The organism is Mesorhizobium sp. M8A.F.Ca.ET.165.01.1.1 (assembly GCF_004792065.1).
Classification (GTDB): Bacteria; Pseudomonadota; Alphaproteobacteria; order Rhizobiales; family Rhizobiaceae; genus Mesorhizobium.
The window spans coordinates 87,772-111,531 of sequence record NZ_SRTH01000016.1 but is presented as its reverse complement, the minus strand read 5'-3'; the positions used below and the strand labels follow the sequence as shown (position 1 = coordinate 111,531).

21 protein-coding genes are annotated in these 23,760 nt (G+C 63.6%); 5 read left to right on the top strand and 16 right to left on the bottom strand.

Features of this window, described 5'->3' with window-relative positions; genetic code table 11:
* Positions 1–62: 62 nt before the first annotated feature.
* From iolE to EN808_RS29615, 4 genes are all read right to left on the bottom strand, one after another.
* Positions 63–980: a myo-inosose-2 dehydratase gene (gene iolE / locus EN808_RS29630; RefSeq protein ID WP_135917624.1), complete on the bottom strand. Its 918-nt coding sequence runs from the start codon at positions 978–980 to the stop codon at positions 63–65.
* 118 nt (positions 981–1,098) lie between these two features.
* Entirely contained in the window at positions 1,099–2,949 is a 1,851-nt protein-coding gene (gene iolD, locus EN808_RS29625) for a 3D-(3,5/4)-trihydroxycyclohexane-1,2-dione acylhydrolase (decyclizing) (protein WP_135917622.1), read from the bottom strand.
* A 35-nt stretch (positions 2,950–2,984) separates the two neighbouring features.
* Entirely contained in the window at positions 2,985–4,919 is a 1,935-nt protein-coding gene (gene iolC, locus EN808_RS29620; RefSeq protein ID WP_135917620.1) for a 5-dehydro-2-deoxygluconokinase, read from the bottom strand.
* A 155-nt stretch (positions 4,920–5,074) separates the two neighbouring features.
* Entirely contained in the window at positions 5,075–5,920 is an 846-nt protein-coding gene (locus tag EN808_RS29615) for a MurR/RpiR family transcriptional regulator (protein WP_127280184.1), read from the bottom strand.
* 148 nt (positions 5,921–6,068) lie between these two features.
* On the opposite strand from EN808_RS29615, the gene EN808_RS29610 reads away from it, so the two are divergent.
* A complete protein-coding gene (locus tag EN808_RS29610) occupies positions 6,069–7,178 on the top strand; it encodes a Gfo/Idh/MocA family oxidoreductase (RefSeq protein WP_135917618.1) in 1,110 nt (369 codons plus the stop codon).
* A gap of 3 nt (positions 7,179–7,181) precedes the next feature.
* Here EN808_RS29610 and EN808_RS29605 read toward each other — a convergent pair whose 3' ends face one another.
* Complete coding sequence (locus EN808_RS29605) at positions 7,182–7,880, bottom strand: YafY family protein (protein WP_135917616.1); 699 nt, start codon at positions 7,878–7,880, stop codon at positions 7,182–7,184.
* Between the two features lie 127 nt (positions 7,881–8,007).
* On the opposite strand from EN808_RS29605, the gene EN808_RS29600 reads away from it, so the two are divergent.
* Entirely contained in the window at positions 8,008–8,643 is a 636-nt protein-coding gene (locus EN808_RS29600) for a LysE family translocator (protein WP_135862718.1), read from the top strand.
* A 34-nt stretch (positions 8,644–8,677) separates the two neighbouring features.
* Here EN808_RS29600 and EN808_RS29595 read toward each other — a convergent pair whose 3' ends face one another.
* The 8 genes from EN808_RS29595 to EN808_RS29560 form a co-directional block, all read right to left on the bottom strand.
* Positions 8,678–9,769: a 3-deoxy-7-phosphoheptulonate synthase gene (locus tag EN808_RS29595; RefSeq protein WP_127279236.1), complete on the bottom strand. Its 1,092-nt coding sequence runs from the start codon at positions 9,767–9,769 to the stop codon at positions 8,678–8,680.
* A 426-nt stretch (positions 9,770–10,195) separates the two neighbouring features.
* Entirely contained in the window at positions 10,196–10,984 is a 789-nt protein-coding gene (locus tag EN808_RS29590; RefSeq protein WP_135917614.1) for an SDR family oxidoreductase, read from the bottom strand.
* A 345-nt stretch (positions 10,985–11,329) separates the two neighbouring features.
* The gene (iolG, locus tag EN808_RS29585) at positions 11,330–12,322 is read right to left on the bottom strand and encodes an inositol 2-dehydrogenase (RefSeq protein ID WP_127279234.1); all 993 of its coding nucleotides are present in this window, start codon (positions 12,320–12,322) and stop codon (positions 11,330–11,332) included.
* A gap of 116 nt (positions 12,323–12,438) precedes the next feature.
* The gene (locus tag EN808_RS29580; protein ID WP_023772158.1) at positions 12,439–13,206 is read right to left on the bottom strand and encodes an ATP-binding cassette domain-containing protein; all 768 of its coding nucleotides are present in this window, start codon (positions 13,204–13,206) and stop codon (positions 12,439–12,441) included.
* A gap of 2 nt (positions 13,207–13,208) precedes the next feature.
* Positions 13,209–14,285 (bottom strand): ABC transporter permease, encoded by a 1,077-nt coding sequence (locus tag EN808_RS29575; protein WP_135883870.1) that lies wholly within the window; start codon positions 14,283–14,285, stop codon positions 13,209–13,211.
* 109 nt (positions 14,286–14,394) lie between these two features.
* Positions 14,395–15,336 (bottom strand): sugar ABC transporter substrate-binding protein, encoded by a 942-nt coding sequence (locus EN808_RS29570; protein WP_015314570.1) that lies wholly within the window; start codon positions 15,334–15,336, stop codon positions 14,395–14,397.
* Positions 15,337–15,730: 394 nt separating this feature from the next.
* A complete protein-coding gene (locus EN808_RS29565; protein WP_245525146.1) occupies positions 15,731–16,411 on the bottom strand; it encodes a hypothetical protein in 681 nt (226 codons plus the stop codon).
* A 190-nt stretch (positions 16,412–16,601) separates the two neighbouring features.
* On the bottom strand, positions 16,602–17,633 hold the full coding sequence (locus tag EN808_RS29560) for a LacI family DNA-binding transcriptional regulator (protein WP_135883872.1): 1,032 nt from the start codon (positions 17,631–17,633) through the stop codon (positions 16,602–16,604).
* Positions 17,634–17,797: 164 nt separating this feature from the next.
* On the opposite strand from EN808_RS29560, the gene EN808_RS29555 reads away from it, so the two are divergent.
* Genes EN808_RS29555 through EN808_RS29545 form a run of 3 tightly spaced genes read left to right on the top strand, consistent with a single transcriptional unit; the run spans position 17,798 to position 20,466 of the window.
* Entirely contained in the window at positions 17,798–18,889 is a 1,092-nt protein-coding gene (locus EN808_RS29555) for a fatty acid desaturase family protein (RefSeq protein ID WP_135917610.1), read from the top strand.
* A 27-nt stretch (positions 18,890–18,916) separates the two neighbouring features.
* Entirely contained in the window at positions 18,917–19,231 is a 315-nt protein-coding gene (locus EN808_RS29550) for a MocE family 2Fe-2S type ferredoxin (protein WP_127280380.1), read from the top strand.
* Positions 19,232–19,236: 5 nt separating this feature from the next.
* Positions 19,237–20,466 (top strand): FAD-dependent oxidoreductase, encoded by a 1,230-nt coding sequence (locus EN808_RS29545; protein WP_135917608.1) that lies wholly within the window; start codon positions 19,237–19,239, stop codon positions 20,464–20,466.
* 242 nt (positions 20,467–20,708) lie between these two features.
* Here the strand turns inward: EN808_RS29545 and EN808_RS29535 are convergent, their stop codons facing one another.
* The 3 genes from EN808_RS29535 to EN808_RS29525 form a co-directional block, all read right to left on the bottom strand.
* Positions 20,709–21,668: a DUF1402 family protein gene (locus EN808_RS29535; protein WP_127871197.1), complete on the bottom strand. Its 960-nt coding sequence runs from the start codon at positions 21,666–21,668 to the stop codon at positions 20,709–20,711.
* Positions 21,669–21,840: 172 nt separating this feature from the next.
* Positions 21,841–23,151, bottom strand: coding sequence for an ATP-dependent protease ATPase subunit HslU (hslU, locus tag EN808_RS29530; RefSeq protein ID WP_127871196.1), 1,311 nt, complete (start codon positions 23,149–23,151; stop codon positions 21,841–21,843).
* A gap of 4 nt (positions 23,152–23,155) precedes the next feature.
* Positions 23,156–23,755 (bottom strand): DUF2585 domain-containing protein, encoded by a 600-nt coding sequence (locus EN808_RS29525; protein ID WP_127871195.1) that lies wholly within the window; start codon positions 23,753–23,755, stop codon positions 23,156–23,158.
* Positions 23,756–23,760 lie beyond the last annotated feature (5 nt).

Below are 23,760 nucleotides of genomic sequence, written 5' to 3'. Positions count from 1 at the left end.
CGCCATCCGAGAGTTGCTGAACCAGTTCTCAGATAAGCCACCCGTGGCGACCAATCCAGCCTTCAGGCATTCGGGAAACCCTGCGTCTCGACCGTGTAGCCGGCGGCGGTCATCACCCGCATCAGCTCCTTGTAGCCGACCTGCGCCATCTTCAACGGCGGGTTCTTCTTCGGATCCTGTTCGGCTTCGACCACGAACCAGCCTTCATAGCCGTGGTCGGCGAAGCGCTGCACGATGGCGCCGAAATCGAGCGAGCCGTCGCCCGGCACGGTGAAGGCGCCGAGCGCCACGGCGTCGAGGAAGGACTGCTTCCCACGGTCGAGCTTGTCAATCACATCCATGCGCACATCCTTCACATGGACATGGCTGATGCGCTTGTGGTGGTTGTCGATGGCGCGCAGCACATCGCCGCCGGCAAAGGCCAGATGGCCGGCATCGAGCAGCAGCGGGATTCCTTCGCCGGAATGGCGCATGAAGGCGTCGAGTTCCGGCTCGGTCTCGACTACCGCCGCCATGTGGTGATGGTAGGAAAGCGGCATGCCTTGCTCGGCGCACCATTCGCCGAATTCCGTCAGGCGCCGCGCGTAGGCCTTCATTTCGTCGCCCGAAAGTTTCGGCTTGGTGGCGAGCGGCCTGGAGCGGTCGCCCTGGATCGAGCGTCCGACCTCGCCATAGACGATGCAGGGCGCGTCGACCGCCTTGAACAGGTCGATCATCGGCTGGATGCGCTCCTTGTTCGCAGCCATCTCCTCGTCGACCAGCGTGCCGGAAAACCAGCCGCCGCATAGCGTGACGTCGGCGGCCTTCAGGATCGGCAGCATCACCTTTGGGTCGTTGGGAAAGCGCCGGCCCATTTCCATGCCGGTGAAGCCGGCAGAGCGCGACTGGCGCAGACATTCTTCCAGCGACACGTCATCGCTCAGTTCGGCAAGATCGTCGTTCCACCATGCGATGGGGGACATGCCCAGTTTGGCTTTCAAGTCGTCACTCCGGGTTAGAACTGCTTATTACCTGTTGGTTGGCGCTGCCCCTCATCCGCCTGCCGGCACCTTCTCCCCGTATAGAGACGGGGAGAAGGAAGGAGCTTCAGCGCCGGCGTCAATCGCCGACGCTCTGCATCCGCCGCTTCTCGTCATAGGCCTTGCGCGCCGCGTTCACCTGCGGCCGGGCCGAGACCTCGGGCACCGCCACGTCCCACCAGTGCCCGCCGGCATCGGTGGAAACCAGCGGGTCGGTGTCGATGACCAGCACGGTGGTGCGGTCGTTCTTTTTCGCCTGAGCCAGCGCCGTCTCCAGCCCGGCGATCGACGAAACTTTTTCTGATGTCGCGCCCATGCTGGCGGCATGCGCGGCAAAGTCGACATCGGGCAGGATCTCGTGGCGCGAGTCCTTCAACAGGTTGTTGAAGTTGGCACCACCAGTCGCCATCTGCAGCCGGTTGATGCAGCCGAACCCCCTGTTGTCGAGCAGCACGATGGTCAGTTTCAGGCCGAGCATCACCGAGGTGGCGATCTCGGAATTCAGCATCAGATAGGAGCCGTCGCCGATCATGACGACGATCTCCTCGCCGGGCTTCGCCATCTTGGTGCCGAGCCCGCCGGCGATCTCGTAGCCCATGGTCGAGAAGCCGTATTCGGCATGGTAGGAGCCGGGCGCGCCCGCCTGCCAAAGCTTGTGCAGTTCGCCCGGCAGCCCGCCGGCCGCGTGCAGCAGCGTCACGCCGGAACCCATGGCGCGCTGCACGGCGCCGATCACCTGCGCGTCGGACGGGAACGCGGCGTTGGTCGACGCCGTCACCTTGGCCGCTTCGGCCTCCCAGGCCTTCTTGCCGCTGGCCGCATTGTCGGTCCAGGCGGCAGGCGCCTTCCAGCCTTTCAGCGCGGCGCCCAATTCGGCGAGCCCTTCCGCGGCGTCGGCGACCAGCGGCAGCGCCCGGTGCTTGCCGGCGTCGAAGGGCTGTACGTTGAGCCCGATGATGGTCTTGCCGGAATTCTTGAACAGCGCCCATGAGCCGGTGGTGAAATCCTGCAGCCGCGTGCCGATGGCGAGTACGACGTCGGCCTCTTCGGCCAGCCGGTTGGCGGCCGAAGTGCCGGTGACGCCGACCGCCGCCATGTTGAGCTTGTGGTCGTCCGGCAGCGAGGACTTGCCGCCTTGCGTCTCGCAGACCGGAATGCCGGCGCCTTCGGCGAACGTCGCCAGTTCGTCGGAAGCCTGCGAATAGAGAACGCCGCCGCCGGCGATGATCAGCGGCTTCTTGGCTCCCTTGAGTGCCGTGACGGCGGCGGCCAATTCGCCACGGTCCGGGCGCGGCCGGCGCTGGCGCCAGACCCGCTCGGCAAAGAAGCTCTCGGGATAGTCATAGGCCTCGGCCTGTACGTCCTGGCAGAGCGCCAGCGTCACCGGGCCGCAATCGGCCGGATCGGTCAGCACCTGCATGGCGCGGCTCAGCGCCGGTATGATCTGCTCCGGCCGCGTGATGCGGTCGAAATAGCGCGACACCGGCCGGAAACAGTCGTTGACCGTCGCGGTGCCGTCCGAAAAATCCTCGGCCTGCTGCAGCACCGGGTCGGGGATGCGGTTGGCGAAGACGTCGCCCGGCAAAAACAGGACGGGCAACCGGTTCACGTGGGCGAGTGCCGCCGCCGTCACCATGTTCAGCGCGCCGGGGCCGATCGAAGAGGTCGCGGCCATGAAGCGGCGACGGAAATTGGCCTTGCCGTAGGCGATCGCCGCATGCGCCATCGCCTGCTCGTTGTGGGCGCGGAAGGTCGGCAGCTCATCGCGCACCTGGTAAAGCGCCTCGCCGATGCCGGCGACATTGCCATGGCCGAAGATCGCCCAGACGCCGCCGAAGATCGGCACTGTCCTGCCGTCGATCTCGGTCATCTGGCGGGACAGGAAGCGGGTCAGCGCCTGCGCCATCGTCAGGCGGATTGTCTTGCTCATGGTTGTTTCCTCCGCAGTCCCTGTGTCGCGGCCTGTTATGCCGCCTTGCGGCCGCGCGCGGCAAGCCACGCCTCGGTCAACTGTTCGAAGCGCGAGGCCATGTCCGCGACCGCCTCGTCATCGGACATTTTGCCGGCCAGCCATTGTTCGGCCGCGTGGACGAAGATGGTGCGGCCGACGGCAAAGCCCTTGACGATGGGCGCCTTGGCGGTTGCGGCAAAAGCCGCCTCCAGTTCGTCCTGCGGCGCTTCCAGACCAAGCAGCACGATGCCACGGCACCAGGGATCGTGCTTCAGGATCACCGCCTCGATCTTGGCCCAGGCGCCGCTCGACGCCTGCGGCTCGAGCTTCCACCAGTCCGGCTTGATGCCGAGCGCATAGAGTTCCTCCAGCGCGCGCGGGATCGTCGTGTCGTCGAGCTTGCCATGCTTGCCGGCGATGATCTCGATGAGAAGTTCCCGGCCGACCTTGCGCGCGGCCTCGAACAGCGCGCGCAGCTTCTGCTGCTGTTCTTCCTTGAGTTCCGCCGGATCGTCAGGGTGGTAGAAGCACAGGCACTTGATGCAGTGATCGACGGGCCATTCGGTGAGCTGCGAGCCGATATCCTGCGAGAATTCGAAGCGCAGCGGCCGCGAGCCCGGCAATTCCACCGGCCGGCCCAGCCAGGCAAAGGGATGCCTGGCGAATTCGAACATCGCCTCGCGGCCATGCTTCTCGTCGATCAGCATGCCGTAGCCGTCGCGGCCGGCAGCGACCTTGGCCGCCGCCTTGACCGCCAGCACTTTGAAATCGCGGATGCGCGCTGGATCGGCGCCGGTCTTGGCCGCCACATCCTCGAGCTGCACACGGTGGTCGCAGGCGAGCGCCATCAGCGAAGGGATGTCGCGCCGGCGGGTGGTTGCCCAATGGATGTGGTTGATCGCCTCGTCCTTGCGCAGTGCGCGATGCTTGCTGCCGTTCTTGAGGAAGAACTGCAGCTCTTCGAAGGTCGGATATTCCGGCGCGCAGAGCAGCCGCGACACGGCGAAGGCGCCGCAGGCGTTGGCCCAGGTCGCCGCGGTTTTGAAGCTTTCACCGCCGAGCCAGCCGCGCAGCAAGCCGGACATGAAGGCGTCACCGGCGCCCAGCACATTGTAGATCTCGATCGGGAACCCTTCGCCGACGATGCCGTCCTCGAGATCGTCGCTGATCGGCCCGTCATAGACGATGCAGCCCATGGCGCCGCGCTTCAAGACGATGGTCGCCGAGGACAGGGCGCGGATCGTCTTCAGCGCGCTCAGGCAGTCGTCGGCGCCGGACGCGATCATGATCTCTTCCTCAGTGCCGACGATGAGGTCGCAATCGGGCAGCACCGTCTTCAACTGGGCCGAGACCCGGTCCGACTTGACGTAGCGCTCGAAACCTTCGGCGTGACCGGCGAGACCCCACAGGTTAGGCCGATAGTCGATGTCGAAGACCACCTTGCCGCCCTTGGCCTTCATGATGCGGATCGCCTTGCGCTGGGCGGCGTCGCTGTTGGGGCGGGAAAAATGCGTGCCGGTGACGACGATGGCGCGGGCCGAGGCAATAAACGCCTCGTCGATATCCTCTTCCGAAAGCGCCATGTCGGCGCAGTCGGAGCGGTAGAAGATCATCGGCGAAACGCCTTCGCTCTCGACCGAAAGCAGCACAAGCGCGGTCAACCGTTCCTTGTCGGTCTTCAGCCCTTCGGTGTTGACGCCTTCGCGTTTCAGCTGCTCGCGGATGAAGCGGCCCATCTGCTCGTCGCCGACGCGCGTCAGCAGCGCCGAGCGCAGGCCGAGCCGCGCCGTGCCGACCGAAATGTTGGCCGGGCAGCCGCCGACCGACTTGGCGAAGGAAGTGATATCCTCGAGCCGCGAGCCGATCTGCTGGCCATAGAGGTCGACGGAAGCGCGACCGATGGTGATGACATCGAGCGGCGCCTGTCTTGCGTCCACGGCTTCGCTCATTGGAACCTCCCGTCGGTCTTGTCGTCATGGACAACATTGTTGGGTAACACGCGCGAGCGGCAGCGTGGCGCCAGCAATATGAAATAATAATTCCAATCCATAGTCAATATGGAATGAGCATTCCCTAGCCTAAAATTGCCTTTTTGGATGTCTGGTCAAGCCTTGCGCTTGCGGCTTGCGTCACGCCGCTTCTCGCCGACGCCGACGGTCAGCGCCATGGCCAGCGCCATTGTCGCCGACAGCGAACGGAAACCGGCGAAATCCGCCTCGGCCACCTCGAACCAGACCCTGGCGAACTGGGCCAGCGGCGAGAATGAGCTGTCGGTGATGGCAACGATCGGCACGCCCTGCTCGGAAATGCTGCGCGCCTCCTCGATCGTGGCCGGTGCGTAGGGCGAGAAGCTGATGGCGATGACGGCGTCCGCCGGCGTGGCGAAGCCGACCATCTCGGCATTCAGGCCGGCAGCCGATTCGATCAGCTGGTTGCGGATCTTCAGCTTGCCCAGCGCGTAGGCGATATAGCTCGCCACCGGATAGGAGCGCCGCTTGGCCAAGACATAGATGGTCTGCGCCTTTGCCAGCAGCGAGATAGCGTCTTCCAGATGCGCGTCGTCCAGTGTGCGGGAAATGTCGTTGAGCGAGGTGCTGGCGGCGGCAATGAAACCGTCGAAGATCGCCCGGTGGCCGGCGCCGCCCTCGGCCTTGGCGCGTAGCGCCTGCAGCCGCTCGTCATAGGAGGAGTTGCGCTCGCGCAACCGCTCGCGGAACACCTGCTGCAGGCTGGTAAAGCCGTCGAAACCGAGTTGCTGGGCAAAGCGGATCAGGGTCGAGGGCTGCACACCGGCCGAAGCGGCGATGCTGGCGGCGGTGCCAAACGCGATGTCGTCCGGATTGTCGAGCGCATAGGCGGCGATCTGGGCGATGCGCTTGGGCAGGCTCTCGCGCCGGTCCAGAATGGTGGCGCGCAGCGTCTCGAAGTCGCGAGGTACCTGTTCGTCCATCGTCTCCGCCCAAGCCTGTCTGGAGGCTCTCTGTGCCTCATCATAGCGGGCCTGCGCAAGAACGCCATAAAAAATGAGGCAGACATTCCATTTCAGGAGAAAATGGACTAATCCATCCATCCAACGCTCAGGCAGTGGAGAAAGTTGGATGGTCGGCGTAGGTCTTATCGGTACGGGTTTCATGGGCAAGTGCCACGCCATCGCGTGGAGCGCAGTGGGAGCCGTCTTCCCCGATGCGACCAAGCCGCGGCTCGTCCATCTCGGCGAGGTCAGCGAGGACCTTGCCAGGCGCAAGGCCGGCGAGTTCGGCTTTGCCAAGGCGTCCGGCGACTGGCGTGCCGTCGTCAACGATCCGGAGGTCGACGTCGTCTCGCTGACGACGCCCAACCAGTTTCATCCGGAAATGGCCATCGCCATCCTCGAAGCCGGCAAGCATCTGTGGTGTGAAAAGCCGATGGCGCCGAGCTTCGCCGAGGCTGAGGCAATGGCGGCCGCCGCCAAGACATCAGGCAAGATTGCCGCGCTTGGTTACAATTACATCCAGAGCCCGGCCATCCGTCACATCGGCGCGCTGCTCGACGAGAAGATCATCGGCGAGGTCAACCATCTGCGCATCGAGATGGACGAGGATTTCATGGCCGATCCCGAGGCGCCGTTCTTCTGGAAGCACGAAGCGACTTCCGGCTATGGCGCGCTCGACGATTTCGCCGTGCATCCGCTGTCGCTGGTCACGGCGTTGTTCGGCCGCGTCGCCAGCGTCATCTGCGACATGGCCAAGCCCTATGCCGACCGCAAGCTGGCGGCGGGCGGGCGGCGCGCGGTCGAGACCTACGATATCGCCAGCGTGCTGATGCATCTGGAAAACGGCATTGCCGGAACGCTGCAGGTCAACCGCTCGGCCTGGGGCCGCAAGGGCCGTATCGCCATCCAGATCTTCGGCTCCAAGGGTTCGATCCTGTTCGACCAGGAGCGGATGAACGAATTCCAGCTCTATTTGACGTCGGACCGACCGACCGAACAGGGCTATCGCACCATATTGGTGGCGCCGCAGCACAAGCCCTATGATCTTTTCGTGCCGGCGCCCGGCCACAGCCTCGGCTTCAACGATCTCAAGATCATCGAGTGCCACGAATTGCTGACGCGGCTGGCCGGCAAGCCGGCCCGGCTTATCGAGTTCGCCGAAGGGCTGGAGATCGAGCGCACCGTGCACGCGATGGCGCGTTCGCATGCGGAAAAGCGCTGGGTGGATGTAAGGTAAAAGTCAGACGCCTATAGCCGCGTTCGTCTCCCAGCCATTGACCCAGATTTGCCGCAAGCGGTCGCCTTCGTCCTTGAAGCGTAACCCGGTCGGCTGGCAGTCCTCGATGCGGTCGCTGCGGAAATTGCGGATTGCCTGGCGCAGCTCGCACCAGGCGACGATGTTGGCGGTTTCGGCGTAGTAGATCAGCGCGATCGGGCGGATCAGCCGCTCGGAGGCACGGCCTGCTTCGTCGCGGTAGGAAAGGTCGAGCTTCTCCTCGTCGCGGATGGCGCGGCGCACCAGCGCCAGGTCGATCGTGCCGGCGGCGGGCGCGGCAAAGCCCCAGGCATGCAGCGCATTGGCGTCGAGCGTCTGGCGCAAGGGCGGCGGCACCGCGCCGGCGATCTTGGCGCTGACGCGCTTGGCCGCCTGCTTGAGCTCGTCGTCTCCCGTGCGCTCGAGCAACGCCAGCGACAGCACGATCGCCTCCATCTCCTCGATCGAGAACATCAGCGGCGGCAGGTCGAAGCCGGGACGCAGGATATAGCCGATGCCACGGCCGCCCTCGATCGGGACGCGCATGGCCTGCAGCGCGGCGATGTCGCGGTAGATCGAGCGTATCGTCACTTCCAGTTGCCCGGCAATCATTGCCGCCGTCACCGGCTGCCTGGCCAGCCGCAGGATCTGGATGATCTCGAACAGGCGCGAGGCCTTGCGCATTTTTCTCCCCGGCTGTGATCACAACTGACACACCATCGTCAGTTGGCTCGATCTATAGGATCGCCCATCGGCTTGAAAATCAACAATTCCTTGGCGGCACGCCCCCAAGAGGCGACAGGCAACTGACATGAGCTACGCGGAAAATCTCTGGCTTTTCTTTCTTCTCCTGTTCGGCATCATCGCCGTTCCAGGCATGGACATGCTGTTCGTGCTTGCCAACGCGCTGACCGGCGGACGCGACAGAGGGCTGGCCGCGACCGGCGGCATCATGGTCGGCGGCATGGTACACACGCTGAACGGCGCTGTCGGCGTCGGCCTGCTCATGCATTTCGTGCCGATCCTGTTCAAGCCGCTGCTGATCGCCGGCGCCGCCTACATGGCCTATATCGGCATCACGCTGATGCGCAGCTCCATCACCGTCGGCCGCGAGGGGCCGGCCGGCAGCCGTTCCGCATGGAAAGCGTTTCGCCAGGGTTTCGTGACCTGCCTGATCAACCCGAAGGCCTATCTCTTCGTCCTGGCCGTCTACCCTCAGTTCCTGAAACCGCACTACGGTCCGATCTGGATGCAGGCGACGATCATGGGCCTGCTGACCGTGCTGACGCAGGCGGCGATCTATGGCGGGCTGGCCATTTCTGCCGGCCGCAGCCGCAGCCTTCTGATCGCCAATCCGCGGGCGACCGTCCTTGCCGGGCGCGCCGCCGGGCTGCTGCTGTTCGCGGTCTCGGTCTTCACCGCATGGGAAGGGCTGAGGGCGGCGTAAGTCCCGGCGCCGCCCCTCCCGCATCGCCATCGTGTCAGGCGGCCCCTTGCCGGCTGTCCAGCATGGCGCGCCGCGCCGAGCGGCGCCATTCTACGGCACCGGCAAGCCCGTGCAGCACGGTCTCGGTGGTCGCCCAGTCGATGCAGCCATCGGTGATGCTCTGGCCGTAGACCAGCGGCTTGCCGGGCACGACATCCTGCCGGCCGGCGACGAGATTGCTTTCGATCATGACGCCGATGATGCGCTCGTCGCCCGCCGCCACCTGGCCCGCCACGTCCGCCGCCACCTTCGGCTGGTTCTCGGGCTTCTTGCTGGAGTTGGCGTGGCTCACGTCGATCATCAGGCGCGGCGCGATACCGATGCGGGCGAGTTCCACCGAAGCAGCCTCGACGCTTGCCGTGTCATAGTTCGGCTGGACACCGCCGCGCAGGATGACATGGCAATCCTCGTTTCCGGTCGTCGCCGCAATCGCGCTGCGTCCGCCCTTGGTCACCGCCATGAAATGATGCGGCTGGGCGGCCGACTTCACCGCCTCGCCGGCGATCCTGAGATTGCCGTCGGTGCCGTTCTTGAAGCCGACCGGGCAGGAGAGGCCCGAGGCCAGCTCGCGATGGATCTGGCTTTCGGTCGTGCGCGCGCCAATGGCGCCCCAGGCGACGAGGTCGGCAATGTATTGCGGCGTCGTCATGTCGAGGAATTCGGTCGCCGCCGGCAGGCCGAGATTGTTGACGGCGGAAAGCACATTGCGCGCCATCCGCAGCCCCTTGTCGATGTTGAAGCTGCCGTCGAGGTCGGGATCGTTGATCAGGCCTTTCCAGCCGACAGTGGTGCGCGGCTTTTCGAAATAGACCCGCATGACGATCTCGAGCCGGTCGGCCAGGGCCTCGCGCAGCGCCGCCAGACGGCTGGCATAGTCAACGGCCGCGACCGGATCATGAATGGAACAAGGGCCGACGATGACAACAAGTCGATCGTCGGCCCCTGTCAGGATGGAGTGGATGGCGTTGCGCGAGGCGGCAACGGTGCGTGTCGCCGTGAGTGAGCGCGGTATCTCGCGCATCACCTCTTCCGGCGTGCTCAGCAGTCTAAGTTCCTTGACCCGAAGGTCGTCTGTAGTGGTCAACACGGCTTTCTGCTCCTGTTTGGGAACCTGCCGGCTGAAACAAAAAAGCCGCCAGGTCTGGCGGCTTGTCGGACTGTTTGCTGCAATCTTCAGATCGAGCGCAATCCTCCCGCCGCCAGCGAGCTGCTAAAGTACCAATAGGTGGCGGACAGGTGGATCATGCCGCTCATATAGTCGAAGCGGCGGCGTTTGTCGATGGGGCGATGAGGGTCAGGTGGCGAAACCGTCGATGACAGCACCCCTCTCCCCGTCCCTATACGGGGAGAGGATGCCGGCAGGCAGGTGAGGGGCGGCGCCTACGTCGGAGAGACAAGCGAGGTGGCAGGGTATGGACCGGTAATTGTCAAAGTCGGTGCTGCCTCTCATTGCCCTGCCGGGCATTTCTCCCCGTATAGTGACGGGGAGAAAGGGCCAGCCGCAACGTCGGCACTATTCCGGCGACGAGCCGGCGATGCTCTGGTCGTAGTCGACCAGCGATCCGGTCATGACGCCCGATTGCGGGCTGACCATGTAGCTGATCAGCCGCGCGAGCTGGCCCGGCTTCACCAACTGGCCCATCGGTTGGGCCGCTTCGGCCTTCGCCAGCCAGTCGTCGGGTGCGTCGTGCCATTTCTTCTGCACGATGTCCTCGCCCTCGGTATCCATCCAGCCGGGCAGAACGGCGTTGCAGCGGATGCGGTTGAAGCGATAGGCGTTGGCGACGTTCTTGGTCAGCGTCATCAGCGCGCCCTTGCTGGTCGAATAGGGCGTCAGGAAGGACTGGCCGGTATGCGCCGACATCGACAGCACGTTGACGATCGAGCCGGGTGCCTTTTTCTCCAGCAGATGCGCCACCACGCCCTGCATCAGGAAGAAGGGGCCGCGCACATTGGTGTCGAAGATCTGGTCGAAAAGCTCTTCCGATGTCTCGACCAGGGAGCCGCGCGCCGAGGTGGCGGCGGCGTTGACCAGCGCGTTGATCGTACCGAAATGCGAGAGCGCGGTGGCGACCGCACGCTTGCAGTCGGCAACCTTCGAAACGTCGGCGCTGATGAAGATGGCGTCGACGCCAGATTTCTTGAAATGGGCAACAGCCTTGTCGCCCTTCTCCTGCGAGCGGCCGATGAGCGCCAGCGCCCGGCAGCCCTCGTCGGCCAATGCCTCGGCGACAGCTAAGCCGATGCCTTGCGCACCGCCGGTGACGATGGCGCGTGTCTGTGAATTACGATCGGTGCTCATTGCTCTGCTCCTGGGTTCTTGACTGCCAACAGTTTCATGAGATTCATTGAGGTTTCCTCGGTGCCCTATCGCAACGTTGGGAAACTTGGTCGAAGCATCCCCAACGTCGTCATCCTAGGGCGAAGCAGGAGCGAAGCTCCGTCGCGGAGACCCTAGGATCCATTCCGTGACCTCTGCCGAAGAACGCAGCGGACCAAAATTCTGAACCGTTGGAGCCGCTTCTATGTAACGGAATGGATCCTCGGGTCTGCGCCGCGTCGCTTCGCTCCTTGCTTCGCCCGTGGATGACGACATGATGGATGTTACGGCTAGTCATAAAGCCCTGTAGATCGACGACCTTACTGTCTAGCCTAGGCGCACTGTCTTGCCTGTCGTCGCCGATTTCAGCGCCGCGTCCGCCAGCTTCAGTGCCACAAGGCCATCGGCGCCGCTTGGCGCTGCCTTCTTGCCCTTTGTCGCCGCCGTGATGAAGGCAGCAATCTCATTGGCATAAGCGTCGAGATAGCGGGTCATGAAGAAGTCGTGCAGCGGCGGGCGCGTATAGCCCTTCTCGTTGGCCAGTTCGATCGACACCGGCCGCTGGTTCTCGGCCGCCACCATGCCTTTCGAGCCATGCACCTCGATGCGCTGGTCGTAGCCATAGGTGGCGCGGCGCGAATTCGAGATGACCGCCTGCTTGCCCGATGCGGTTTCGAGGATGACGCTGACCGAGTCGAAATCGCCGGCTTCGCCGATCTTCTTGTCGACCAGCACCGAGGCATGGGCGCTGACCGCCACCGGCTCCTCGCCGAGCAGGAAGCGCGCCATGTCGAAATCATGGATGGTCATGTCGCGGAAAATGCCGCCGGAGCGCGCGATGTAGTCGAGCGGCGGGGCGCCGGGATCACGCGAGGTGATGGTGACCATTTCGACCGTGCCGATGGCGCCGTCGTCAATCGCCTTGCGCACGGCGGCGAAATGCGGGTCGAAGCGCCTGTTGAAGCCGACCATCAGCGTCGCCTTGGCCTTGTCGACCACGGCCAGGCACTTCTCGACGCGCTTGACGTCGAGATCGATCGGCTTCTCGCAGAAGATCGCCTTGCCGGCCTTGGCGAAGCGCTCGATCAGATCGGCATGCGTGTCGGTCGGCGTGCAGATGACGACCGCGTCGATGTCTTTCGATTTTTCGATGGCGTCGATGGTACGCACCTCGGCGCCATAGGCGCTCGCCAGTTCGCTTGCCGCCTTTTCGAAGGCGTCGGCAACGGCGACCAGTTTTGCCTGGGGGTTGGAACCCACGGCGCGGGCGTGGACCTTGCCGATGCGGCCGGCACCAAGGAGGGCGAAGCGAACAGTCATGGAAATTTTCCTCTAGGGGATGGTTCGAAGCGGGGCGCCGGTCATGGGCGCTGGATGATTTTCCGGTCAAGACAAATCGACGGGAAGGCGATGACCATCGCCGCCGCGCCCGGCCCTTAGGCCGCGAGTTCCGCCTCCCCGGTCTTGGCGCCGGTGATGTAGGAGACGATGTCCTGCCCGTCGGTATTCTCCTTGCGCAGATTGGCAACGATGCGGCCGCGCCGGAACACGACGATACGGTCGCAGAGGTCGAACACCTGGCGCATGTTGTGGCTGATCAGGATCAGCGGCTCGCCATTGTCCTTCAGCGTGCGGATGATGTTTTCGACCTGCGCCGTCTCCTGCACGCCAAGGGCCGCCGTCGGCTCGTCCATGATGATCAGCTTGGAGGCAAAGGTGGCCGTCCTGGCGATCGCCACGCATTGGCGCTGGCCGCCCGACATGTGGCGGATGGTGTTGGACAAATTGGGAATTTTCACCGCGGTGCGGACCAGTGCCGCCTCGGTCGCCTTGCGCATGTATTTGCGGTCGAGGATCGAGAATGGCCCCAGATTGAACAGCACCTTTTCGCGGCCGAGGAACAGGTTGGACGGCACGTCGAGATCGTCGGCCAGCGCCAGGTTCTGGAACACCGTCTCGATGCCCGCCTCGCGCGCCTCGATCGGGCCGGCGAAATTCACTTCCTTGCCGTCGAACCAGACCTGGCCGCTCGTCCGCTGCTCGACGGCGGTGATCTGGCGCACGAAGGTCGACTTGCCGGCGCCGTTGTCGCCCATGATGGCGACATGCTCACCCTTGCGCAGCTCGAAATTGGCGCCTTCAAGTGCATGCACGCCGCCATAGCGCTTGGTGAGGTTTTCGGTCTTCAGGACGATGTCTGACATGGTCAAGCCCTCAATGCCCGCATGCGCTGGCGCCACTGGTCGAGAACGACCGCGCCGACGATGATCACGCCCTTGACCATCTCCTGGTAGTAGGCGTCGAGGCGCAGGAAGGTGAAGCCGGAGATGATGACGCCGAAGATGAGCGCGCCGATCACCGTGCCGATGATGGAGCCACGGCCACCCGACAGCGAGACGCCGCCGATGACCGCCATGGCGATGGCGTCGAGTTCGTACATCACGCCCATGCCGGCCTGGGCGGTGAGGTTCTTGGAGGAGAGCACCACGGCGGCGAGCGCGGCGAGAATGCCGGCGATGACATAGACGAGGATCTTGTGGTTGGCGATCTTGATGCCCGACATGCGCGCGGCATCCTCGTTGGAGCCGATCGCGTAACAGTGCTTGCCGTATCGGGTATAGGTCATGATGAGCTGGAACAGCGCGGCCAGCGACAGGAAGATGATGACTGGCATCAGGCCCTTGCCTATTGCCGCGAAACTGTCTGTCGGGAATGATATCGGCTGCCCCTTCGACCACCATTTGGCAATGCCGCGCGCGGTGACCATCATGCCGAGCGTGGCGATGAAGGGCGGGATGCGCGTGTAGGCGATCAGGGCGCCGTTGACGAGGCCGGCGAGCAGGCCGCAGCCGATCGCCACCAGCACCGGCACGATCACCGGCAGGTCGGTCCAGCCCTGCGCCAGGAACATCGCCTTGGGATTGGGATTGCCGTTGACGGTCGCGACCTGGGCGAAGCTCATGGCGATCATGGCGGTCGCGCCGACGATCGAGCCCGAGGACAGGTCGATGCCGCCGGTGATGATCACTTGCGTGACGCCAATGGCGATGATGCCGACGATCGACACCTGCAGGATGATGATCTGCAGGCGCGCCTCGTTGAAGATGCCGGAGACGTCGCTGCGGGTGTTGAACAGGAAGCTGTCGCCGAGAAAGATCCGGCCGATCAGCTCGAAGATGACGACGAGGATGACGAGCGCCAGGAAGACGTTGAATTCGGCCGGCCAGGTACGCTTCCTGGCGTCATAGCCGACGCCGCCGACGCCGTGAGATGTCTGTGCCAATCTTCTATCCTCCGTCAGCCGCGGTCGTTCCTCGAGCACCTTAAAGGCGCCGAGGGAAAGAGGAGCGGCGCTGCCTTGACGCGAGAGCGCCGCTCCATATGTCCGCGGCTCAGTTCTTCTTCAGGAACTTGTCGATGTTCGCAGGCGTAACCAGCTGGAACGGGACATAGACCTTGTGTTCGACCTTCTCGCCCTTGGCGAGCTTCAGCGCCGCATCCAGCGCGCCCGCGCCCTGGCCGGCTGCATCCTGGAACACGGTGGCATCGAGGTCGCCCGCCTGCATGGCGGCAAGCGCGTCCTGGGTGGCGTCGACGCCGCCGACGACAACCGACTTCATGTCGATGTTGGCGGCCTTCATCGCCTGGATGGCACCGATGGCGCTTTCGTCATTGTTGGCGATGACGCCGTCGAACTTCTTGCCGGTCGACAGCCAGTTGGTCATCAGGTTCTGCGCCTGGTCGCGATCCCAGTTCGAGGTCTGCTTGTCGATGATCTTGATGAAGCTGCAGTCCGGGGTGGCGATGACATCGTCGATGTCCTTGGTGCGCTGCACGGCGGCCTGGTTGGAAAGCTCGCCCATGATGACATAGACATTGGCTTCCTTCTTGCCGGCTTCCTTGAACAGGCGGCAGACTTCCTTGGTTTCGAGCGTGCCGGAATCGGCCTCATTGGAAGCGACGAAGGCCTGGTTGTCGGGCAACGTGTCGACATTGACCGGCTGGCGGTTGACATAGACCAGCGGGATCTTGGCCGCGGCGGCCGCATCCGACATTGCCTGCGTGGCCGAGGTGTCGACCGGGTTGACGATGATGGCGTCGACGCCCGACGCGGCGAAGTTCTTGATCTGGTCGAGTTGCTTGGCGACGTCGTTCTGCGCGTCCTCGACCTGCAGCTCGACGCCGCTCATGCCCTTGGCCTGCTCGATCATGCCGTTGCGCAGCACGGTAAGGAAATTGTCGTCGAACTTGGCCATCGAGACGCCGATCTTGGCGGCCATGGCCGATGAACTCATCAGCGCCGCGAAGGCGACGCCCAAAAGCAGTTTCTTCATTTTAATCTCTCCTCCACTTTGGTGTCCGGTTGCACCGATTTCTCCGGAATCCCCGATCTCCCCGGGGAATCTCTCCCGATTGTCTTCTCCCCGGTGGCGCCTGCCGTTTGCTGGAACGCCAAAGCCTCTGTTTGAAACAGATGTTCCCGGAACGTAAGGACCAAAATACATCACCGATGAAATATTTATTCCATTTCGTCGGGAGGCGTCAAGGGCGATTCCAAAACCGGACGTGCGATTTTGGCGGACGCGTCGACGGTGTGCGGATGCTGCCGGAAGAATGCCGCTGGCTTGGCGGCGGAGCAGACAGGCGCACGCCCGGCGCCGGCGGCGAGGCCTATGGCATCAGCGCGCCAGGTCCGTTCCCTGGATGCCGTCGACAGGCGATGGCAGTTCAGAAATGCCAGATGTCTCTCTGCAGCAAGAGATCGAGCGGCGCTCTCCAGACCCTGTATCCCGCCGCCTGCCTCACCTGCTGTTCGACGCTGAGCTTGCCGCTGACATCGAAGAAAACTCCAATTCGCCTTCGGGCGTGAAGCTTTGTTCCGGTGGTGGTGTAATTGCGGATAGGCAGCTGCTGGCGGCTGATCGTTCGCCCATCCTGTGATAGCGCGACGCCGATGCAGAATTGTTCCGGGGTATGCAAACGCACGATTTCACTGACTCTCTCGCTGGCGGCGTATGCTCGCTCCAGCGCGGGAATGTTGTCATGATGAACGCCAAGGACGCCGCTCGCCCACATGGTTTCATCTCCGGTCAGGATGTGGCCTCCAATTGAGAGCCCTTTGCCTTCGAGCGCTCGATAAGGGGCCTTTGGGCGCCCTTCGCACCGCCACATTATGGAGGACAACGCTGTAATTCGCCTGAAACATCGCGATATGTCGCCGGTCGGATACATGTCCGTGTCCATGAAGAACAGGCGCTCGCAACGCCGCAGCAAATCGACGATGCCGGCTGCCTTGATGCCAAACCTGTATCGATTGCCGAAGGACATCTCGGCCTTTCTCTCGGCCGTTAGCTCGATCGTTTCGATAGGATAGCCGTCGAAAATGGAGGGCCTGTCGGTCAGGACCATGACCCTGGCATCCGGGCAATAGTAAAGCAGGCGAAGGGCGCTGAAGAGCGCGCCACGCGCATAGAGCTCGTCGCTCCCAAAAGCGATGTACCCAAACCCATCTCCGCCCATCGGGCATGTATATATTAGCAATCATTAATGCGTCAAATTTGGATGCCCCGTCGGGCGACGCGCTGAAAGCCCTGGCGCGCTAGATGTTCTCGGGCAGGTAGATGTCGAACGGCAGGAAGGTCTGGCCGGGAGCGTTAGCCGCGCCCGTTTCGATGGCGTGCGCCATGAGATCGAGCAGTTCGCGGCACAAAGCCGCCAGCGGCGTGGAGATCACCATGGTCAGCACCCCGTCCGCCAGGGCGGATCGCGAGACCGCCGATATCTCGTTGCAGACCACCGCTGGCATCTCTGCTGGCTTGGCCTGCCTAAGCGCAGCGACCGCGCCTTCCATGCCGCCGCCCGCGACATAGCAGCCGACGAGGTCCGGATGACGGCCGAGCAGGTCGAGCAGCGTGTCCTGCGTGATCTGGTTGGCCTCGAGATTGACCAGCGTTTCGAGCAGGGTGAAGTCCGGCGCCTGTTCGCGGAAGAAGGAGCGGAAGCCGATCTCGCGCAGCTCATGGCCGTGGAAGCGGTGGCTGCCGACGAAAAGCGCGACCTTGCCCGGCCGCTTCGCCGCTTTCGAGATCATCCAGGCTGCCGTGCGGCCGACCTTGCGGTTGTCGAGGCCGACATAGCCCTCGCGAATGCCGGCGGCGAAGTCGGACAGCAGCGAAAAAACCGGCAATCCCCTGGCCTTCATCTCCTCGACAATGACCGTCAGCGCCGGGTGATCCGGCCCGACCAGGGCGACGGCCTTGCACTTGGCCGCCAGCTTGCGCGTGCGCTCGACGATTTCGTCCGGCGTCAGCGAAACGGCGAAGTCGATGATCGCGACGCCGCGAAAGCGCTGCGATTGCGACACCGCGAGTTCGAGTTGCCGCGCGAACTCCGTGTAGAAGACGTCGTTGCCTCTCAAAAGCAGGAAGCCGAGCCGGTATTCCGGCAATTCATGGCGCATACGCTGCTTGATCAGGCCGGCCGCGTGATAGCCGATCTCGGTCGCGGTCTCGTAGACGCGGCGTGCCGTTTCCTCGCGAACCGGCAAGCGATTGTTGAGCACGCGGTCCACCGTGGCGACGCTGACGCCGGAGACGCGCGCCAGATCTGTTATGGTCGGCCGTTTCGCCATGATCGCCCCGTTCGATTGCCTGGTATTGATATACCACTTTGATAGGAAATGATAGAAACTATCTTTGTGACGTTGAGTCTATCATGGCGCGGCGTTATTTCTAGGCATGAAACCAGTGGTGATCGGCATTCGCATGGCGAATGCCCCTGCCTTGGGAGGCAATCATGACCGCAGCGCCGTCCCGGCGTGCTTATAGCCTGATCGGCCGCGACGCCCGACTTGCCGTCGAAAACGGCCTGTCGGCGGCCGAGTGGTATCACACCGACATTCCCCGCAAGCAGATGAAGGAGCTGATGCAGCGCTCCGATGGCCCGGCGATCCGCGACACCGTGATCTGGCTGGCCGCCCTCATCATCAGCGGCGCCGGCGGCGCCTGGTTCTGGGGCAGCTGGTGGTGCGTGCCGTTCTTCTTCGCCTATGGTGTGCTCTACGGCTCATCCACCGATTCTCGCTGGCACGAATGCGGCCACGGCACGGCGTTCCGCACGCAGTGGATGAATGATGCGGTCTATCAGGTCGCCTGCTTCATGATCATGCGCAATCCGGTGACCTGGCGCTGGAGCCACACGCGCCATCATACCGACACCATCATCGTCGGCCGCGACCCCGAGATTTCGGTCATGCGGCCGCCGGACCTGGTGCGCGTTGTGCTCAACTTCTTCGGCATCCTCGATGCATGGCATGCGATGGCCGACATGCTGCGAAATGCCGCTGGCGTCGTCAGCGCCGCCGAAAAGACCTTCATTCCCGAGCAGGAACAGCCGAAGGTGATCCGTATCGCCCGCATCTGGACGGCGATCTATGCCGCCACGATCGCGCTGGCGCTCTATTGCGGCTCGTTCCTGCCGCTAATGCTGGTCGGCCTGCCCCGGCTCTACGGTGCCTGGCATCATGTGATGGTCGGCCTGCTGCAGCATGGCGGGCTGGCCGAGAACGTCACCGATCACCGGCTGAACAGCCGCACCGTCTACATGAACCCGATCAGCCGCTTCATCTACTGGAACATGAACTACCACGTCGAGCATCACATGTTCCCGATGGTGCCCTACCATGCGCTGCCCAGGCTGCATGCGCTGATCAAGCACGATCTGCCGGCACCGACGCGATCGATCCTGGCCGGGTACCGCGAGATGATCCCGGTCTTCCGCCGCCAGCTGCGCAACGAGGATTATTTCCTCAAGCGCGAGCTGCCGCCGACCGCCAGGCCATACCGCGAGGAATTCCACAACGACGCCGTCGCCGCGGCGGCGGAATGACATCGAACGACTCCAGGGGAGGACTGAATGAGCGATTGGGTCGAGGCGTGCGCCGCCGGTGACATCGATGAAGAGGACGTGATGCGCTTCGATCATGGCGGGCGCACCTTCGCCATCTATCGCAGCCCGGACGACGAGTATTTCGCCACCGACGGACTTTGCACGCATGAGAAGGTGCATCTCGCCGACGGGCTGGTGATGGATGACATCATCGAATGTCCCAAGCACAATGGCCGCTTCAACTACAAGACCGGCGCGGCCAGGGGCGCGCCGGTCTGCGTCAACATCAAGACCTATCCGGTCAAGGTCGACGCCGGCAAAGTCCTCGTTCAGATCGGGTGACCGGCATGGCACGCGGGATGGTGATCATCGGAGCCGGCGAATGCGGCGGTCGGGCCGCACTCGCCTTGCACGATCTCGGCTATGACGGGCCGGTGACGCTGGTCGGCGACGAGCCGCATCTGCCCTATGAGAGGCCGCCTTTGTCCAAGGAGGCGCTAGCCAGCGACGCGCCGGCAATCAAGGCGATCGCCAGCGACGAGGTGCTGGCCGAAAAATCGATCCGGCATATCCATTCCGTCCAGGCCGTGGCTATCGATCGCGCGGCGCACACGGTGCGCCTGTCCGACGGCTCGGCGCTGCCCTACGACAAGCTGCTGCTCGCCACCGGCTCGACGCCGCGCAAGCTGCCGATGCCTGGCCTTGGCGGGCGCTGCGTCTATCTCAGAACCTTCGCCGACGCGCTGGCCATTCGCGCCCATCTTCGTGCCGGCAACCGCATCGCCGTCATCGGCGGCGGCTTCATCGGCCTCGAGCTTGCCGCGGCGGCGCGCAAGCTCGGCGCTTCGGTCACCGTCATCGAGGCGCAGCCGCGCATCCTGATGCGTGGCGTTCCGGCCGAGATCGCCGAAATCATTCACAAAGCGCATGTCGCCGAGGGTGTCGACGTGGTCTGCGGGCAAGGCATCGCCTCCATCGCCGACGAGGGCAAGGAGGTGCGAGTGATGCTTGCCGGCGGGCGCGAGATATCAGCCGACCTCGCCGTCATCGGCATCGGCGCCGTGCCCGTGACCGAGCTCGCGGCGGAAGCCGGCCTGGCCATCGAAAATGGCATCGCAGTCGACGCCGAGCTGCGCAGCAGCGATCCCGACATCTTCGCCGCCGGCGATTGCTGCTCGTTTCCGCTCGCCGTCTATGGCGGCCGCCGCGTGCGGCTGGAAGCCTGGCGCAATGCGCAGGAACAGGGCGCGCTGGCGGCCAGGAACATGCTTGGCGCCGGCGAGGCGCATGCGGCGGTGCCGTGGTTCTGGTCGGATCAATATGGCCTGTCCCTGCAGATCGCCGGACTTTCCGACGAAGGCCGCAGCACGGTGCGTCGCGATCTCGGTGACGGCGCCTTCATCCTGTTTCATCTGGCCGAGGAAGGCAGGCTGGTGGCGGCCAGCGGCATCGGCCCGGGCAATGCGGTGGCCCGCGACATAAGGCTCGCCGAAATGCTGATCGGCAAGCGAGCGAAGCCGTCGGTGGAGGCGCTAGAATCGCCTGACGTCAAGCTGAAGGCGTTGCTGGCGGCCTGAACGGTCGCATCGGCTCGCCGATGGCGGCGCCGCCCCTCATCTGCCTGCCGGCATCTTCTCCCCGTAGAACGGGGAGAAGGGAGCTGTGGCACCCTCGCCGCAATTCATCATGCACCGCTAAAAATTGGCGAAATCATTGATATCAGCATCTTTCTCCCCGTCACTATACGGGGAGAAATGTCCGGCAGGACAATGAGGGGCGGCCCAGGCGTCAACGAGCTAATGCCACCACGCCGGAGCCGCTAGAACAGCGCCCTGAGCTCCGGCAGCTTGTCGTTGACCAGCCAGCCGTAATAATTCTCTTCCGGCAGCTTCTCCGGCTCGCCGGCGGCGCGGCGCTTGCCGTTTTCAGCCTTCAGCGCATAGGCGCGCTGCTCCGGATTGCCGACATTGTAGAGCGTGGCGGTCAGTCCTGGATTGCCCGAAATGTCGAAGCCGGCGATGCTCTTATAGGCGTCGATCGACTTCCTGATCGTCGCCGCGACATATGGCAGCGTCAGGTCCGGATCCATGATGGTCTTGTAGACCGAGTTGGGATCGGAGACGTCGAGCTTCGGCAAGCCGGACACCTTGTGCACGAGGTCGCTCATCTGCAGGGCGGTCAACGGGTTGAGCTGGCCGAGGCCGAAGGTCTGGCCGGCATAGTAGGGCTGGAAGAAGGTGGCGCCGAAACGGTTGTCGGGGAAATCCTCGCCGCCGACTGTCTTGCCGCGAAACGAACGGTTCCAGACCTGTTCGCGGCATTCCCACAGATCGTAGCTGTCCGAAATCGCGGCGCATTTCTTGAATTCCGGTCGCTGCACGAAATCGGTGATGTCCTCGCCGTCATAGGCGAAGGAGAGCTTGCTCGAGAGATAGGAGATCGCCTTGACGTAGTAGGTCTGCAGCCGGTCATAGGCGTCGACATTGTAGGTGTGCTCGCCGACGATGGCGCCGACGATATGCAAGGGGTCGATGCCATAGGCGCTTGCCGCCTTCTTGATCTTGGCGCGCAGATCGGCGTCGTTCTGCAGCAGCGCGTAGACCTTGCGGTACTTCGCCTGGAAGGTGGTGTTGGTCGCCTGCGTGCGTCGGCTTGAGGCGCCGGGAATGTCCGGCTGCTCGGCATTGCGGTTTCCCGCCGGCACCAATGTCGCCGCATCGGCGGCGAACAGCGTCGCCGCCAGCGTCAAGCCGAGAATGACCAGGATGAGTTTTTTCATGCGCCGCCGCCTAGAGAATTGCCGCGCAAACTAGGGTATTGCTCTTGGTTGAGTCGAGAGCGCGTCATCATCCGGCGAGACGAAAGGTGGCCAGATGGTACCATCTGGCCACACATGGCTCCTGCCGGAAGGTGTCACCGGATCCCGCGCCGGAACGGTCCGGCGCTGCCGTTCAAAGGATGAACCGCGACAGATCCGTGTTTCTGGAGAGGTCGCCGACATGCTTCTGGACATAGGCAGCGTCGATTGTGACGGCCGTGCCGTTGCGGTCGGGCGCATCGTAGGAGATCTCGTCCAGCACCCGCTCCATCACCGTCTGCAGCCGCCGCGCGCCGATATTCTCGATGCTGGCGTTGAGGTCGACGGCGACGCCGGCGAGCGAATCGATGGCGTCGTCGGTGAAGGTGAGCTCGACGCCCTCGGTCTTCATCAGCGCGATATACTGCTTGATCAGGCTCGCCTCGGTCTCGGTCAGGATGCGGACGAAGTCCTCCTTCTCCAGCGCGCGCAGCTCGACGCGGATCGGCAGGCGTCCCTGCAATTCCGGCAGCAGGTCGGACGGCTTCGAGACGTGGAATGCGCCCGACGCGATGAACAGGATGTGATCCGTCTTCAACGGCCCGTATTTGGTCGCCACCGTGGTGCCTTCGACCAGCGGCAGCAGATCACGCTGCACGCCTTCACGCGAAGGGCCGCCCGAAATGTCAGACCTGGCCGCGATCTTGTCGATCTCGTCGAGGAAGACGATGCCGTCATTCTCCGCCGCGTCCAGCGCCCGGCGCACCACCTCGTCCTGGTCGAGCAGCTTGTCGGACTCGTCTGCGACCAGCAGGTCGTAGGATTCCTTCACCGTGGTCTTGCGCAGCTTGGTCTTCTTGCCGCCCATCGCCTTCGACAGCATGTCGTTGATGTTGAGCACGCCGATATTGGCGCCCGGCATGCCGGGAATCTCGAAGCCGGGCATGCCGCCATTGCCGGTGTCGGCCACCTCGATCTCGATTTCCTTGTCGTCGAGTTCGCCGTCGCGCAGTTTCTTGCGGAAGCTGTCGCGCGTCGCCGGGCTCGCCGTCTTGCCGACTAGAGTTTCCAGTACACGCTCCTCGGCGTTGACATGGGCGCGCGCCTTGACGTCCTCTCGCATCTTCTCGCGCACCAGGCCGATGGCGATCTCGACCAGGTCGCGGATGATCTGCTCGACGTCGCGGCCGACATAGCCGACTTCGGTGAATTTGGTCGCCTCGACCTTGACGAACGGCGCGCCGGCCAGCCGCGCCAGGCGGCGCGAGATCTCGGTCTTGCCGACGCCTGTCGGGCCGATCATCAGGATATTCTTCGGCATCACCTCTTCGCGCATCTGGCCTTCGAGCTGCTGGCGGCGCCAGCGGTTGCGCAAGGCGATGGCCACGGCGCGCTTGGCGTCCTTCTGGCCGATGATGAAGCGGTCGAGTTCCGAAACGATTTCGCGGGGAGAAAATGTGCTCATATCACTAAATTCCACTTTGCCACTGCTTGATGGCCTCGAACGGATGCAGCAGCATGATCACGTTGAGCGTCAGATTGTCCCGGATGAGATAGCCGGTACCCAGTTCGAAGAGGATGGCGAGGCTGACGATCACCCATATAGGTAGCCTTCGCGCCATCACAAATCCCAGCACCATGGCCAGTGTGTCGGACACCGAATTGATGATGCTGTCCCCGTAATAATCGAGCGAGATGGTGCCGGCGCGGTAGCGCTCGATGATGAACGGGCTGTTTTCGAGGATTTCCCAGCCGCCCTCGATGAGGACGGCGAATGCCAGCCGCAAGCCGATCGGCGAGCGCGGGAACAGGAACCGGGCCAGCGCATAGAACAGGAAGCCGTGGATGATGTGGGAAAAGGTGTACCAGTCCGAAATGTGCTGGGAATTCTCCGAACTGTTCACCACGCCATGCCACAGCTTGACATAACCGCAGGTACAGATCGGCGGATGGCCCATCAGGTAGAGCGTGACGGCCTGGGCGACGAGCAGGCCGGCGACGATCAGCAGCCCCATCCGCCAGCTATCCTCGTAAGCAGAAAGGCTCTTGTCGTCGCTGGATGTGGCCATGCCCT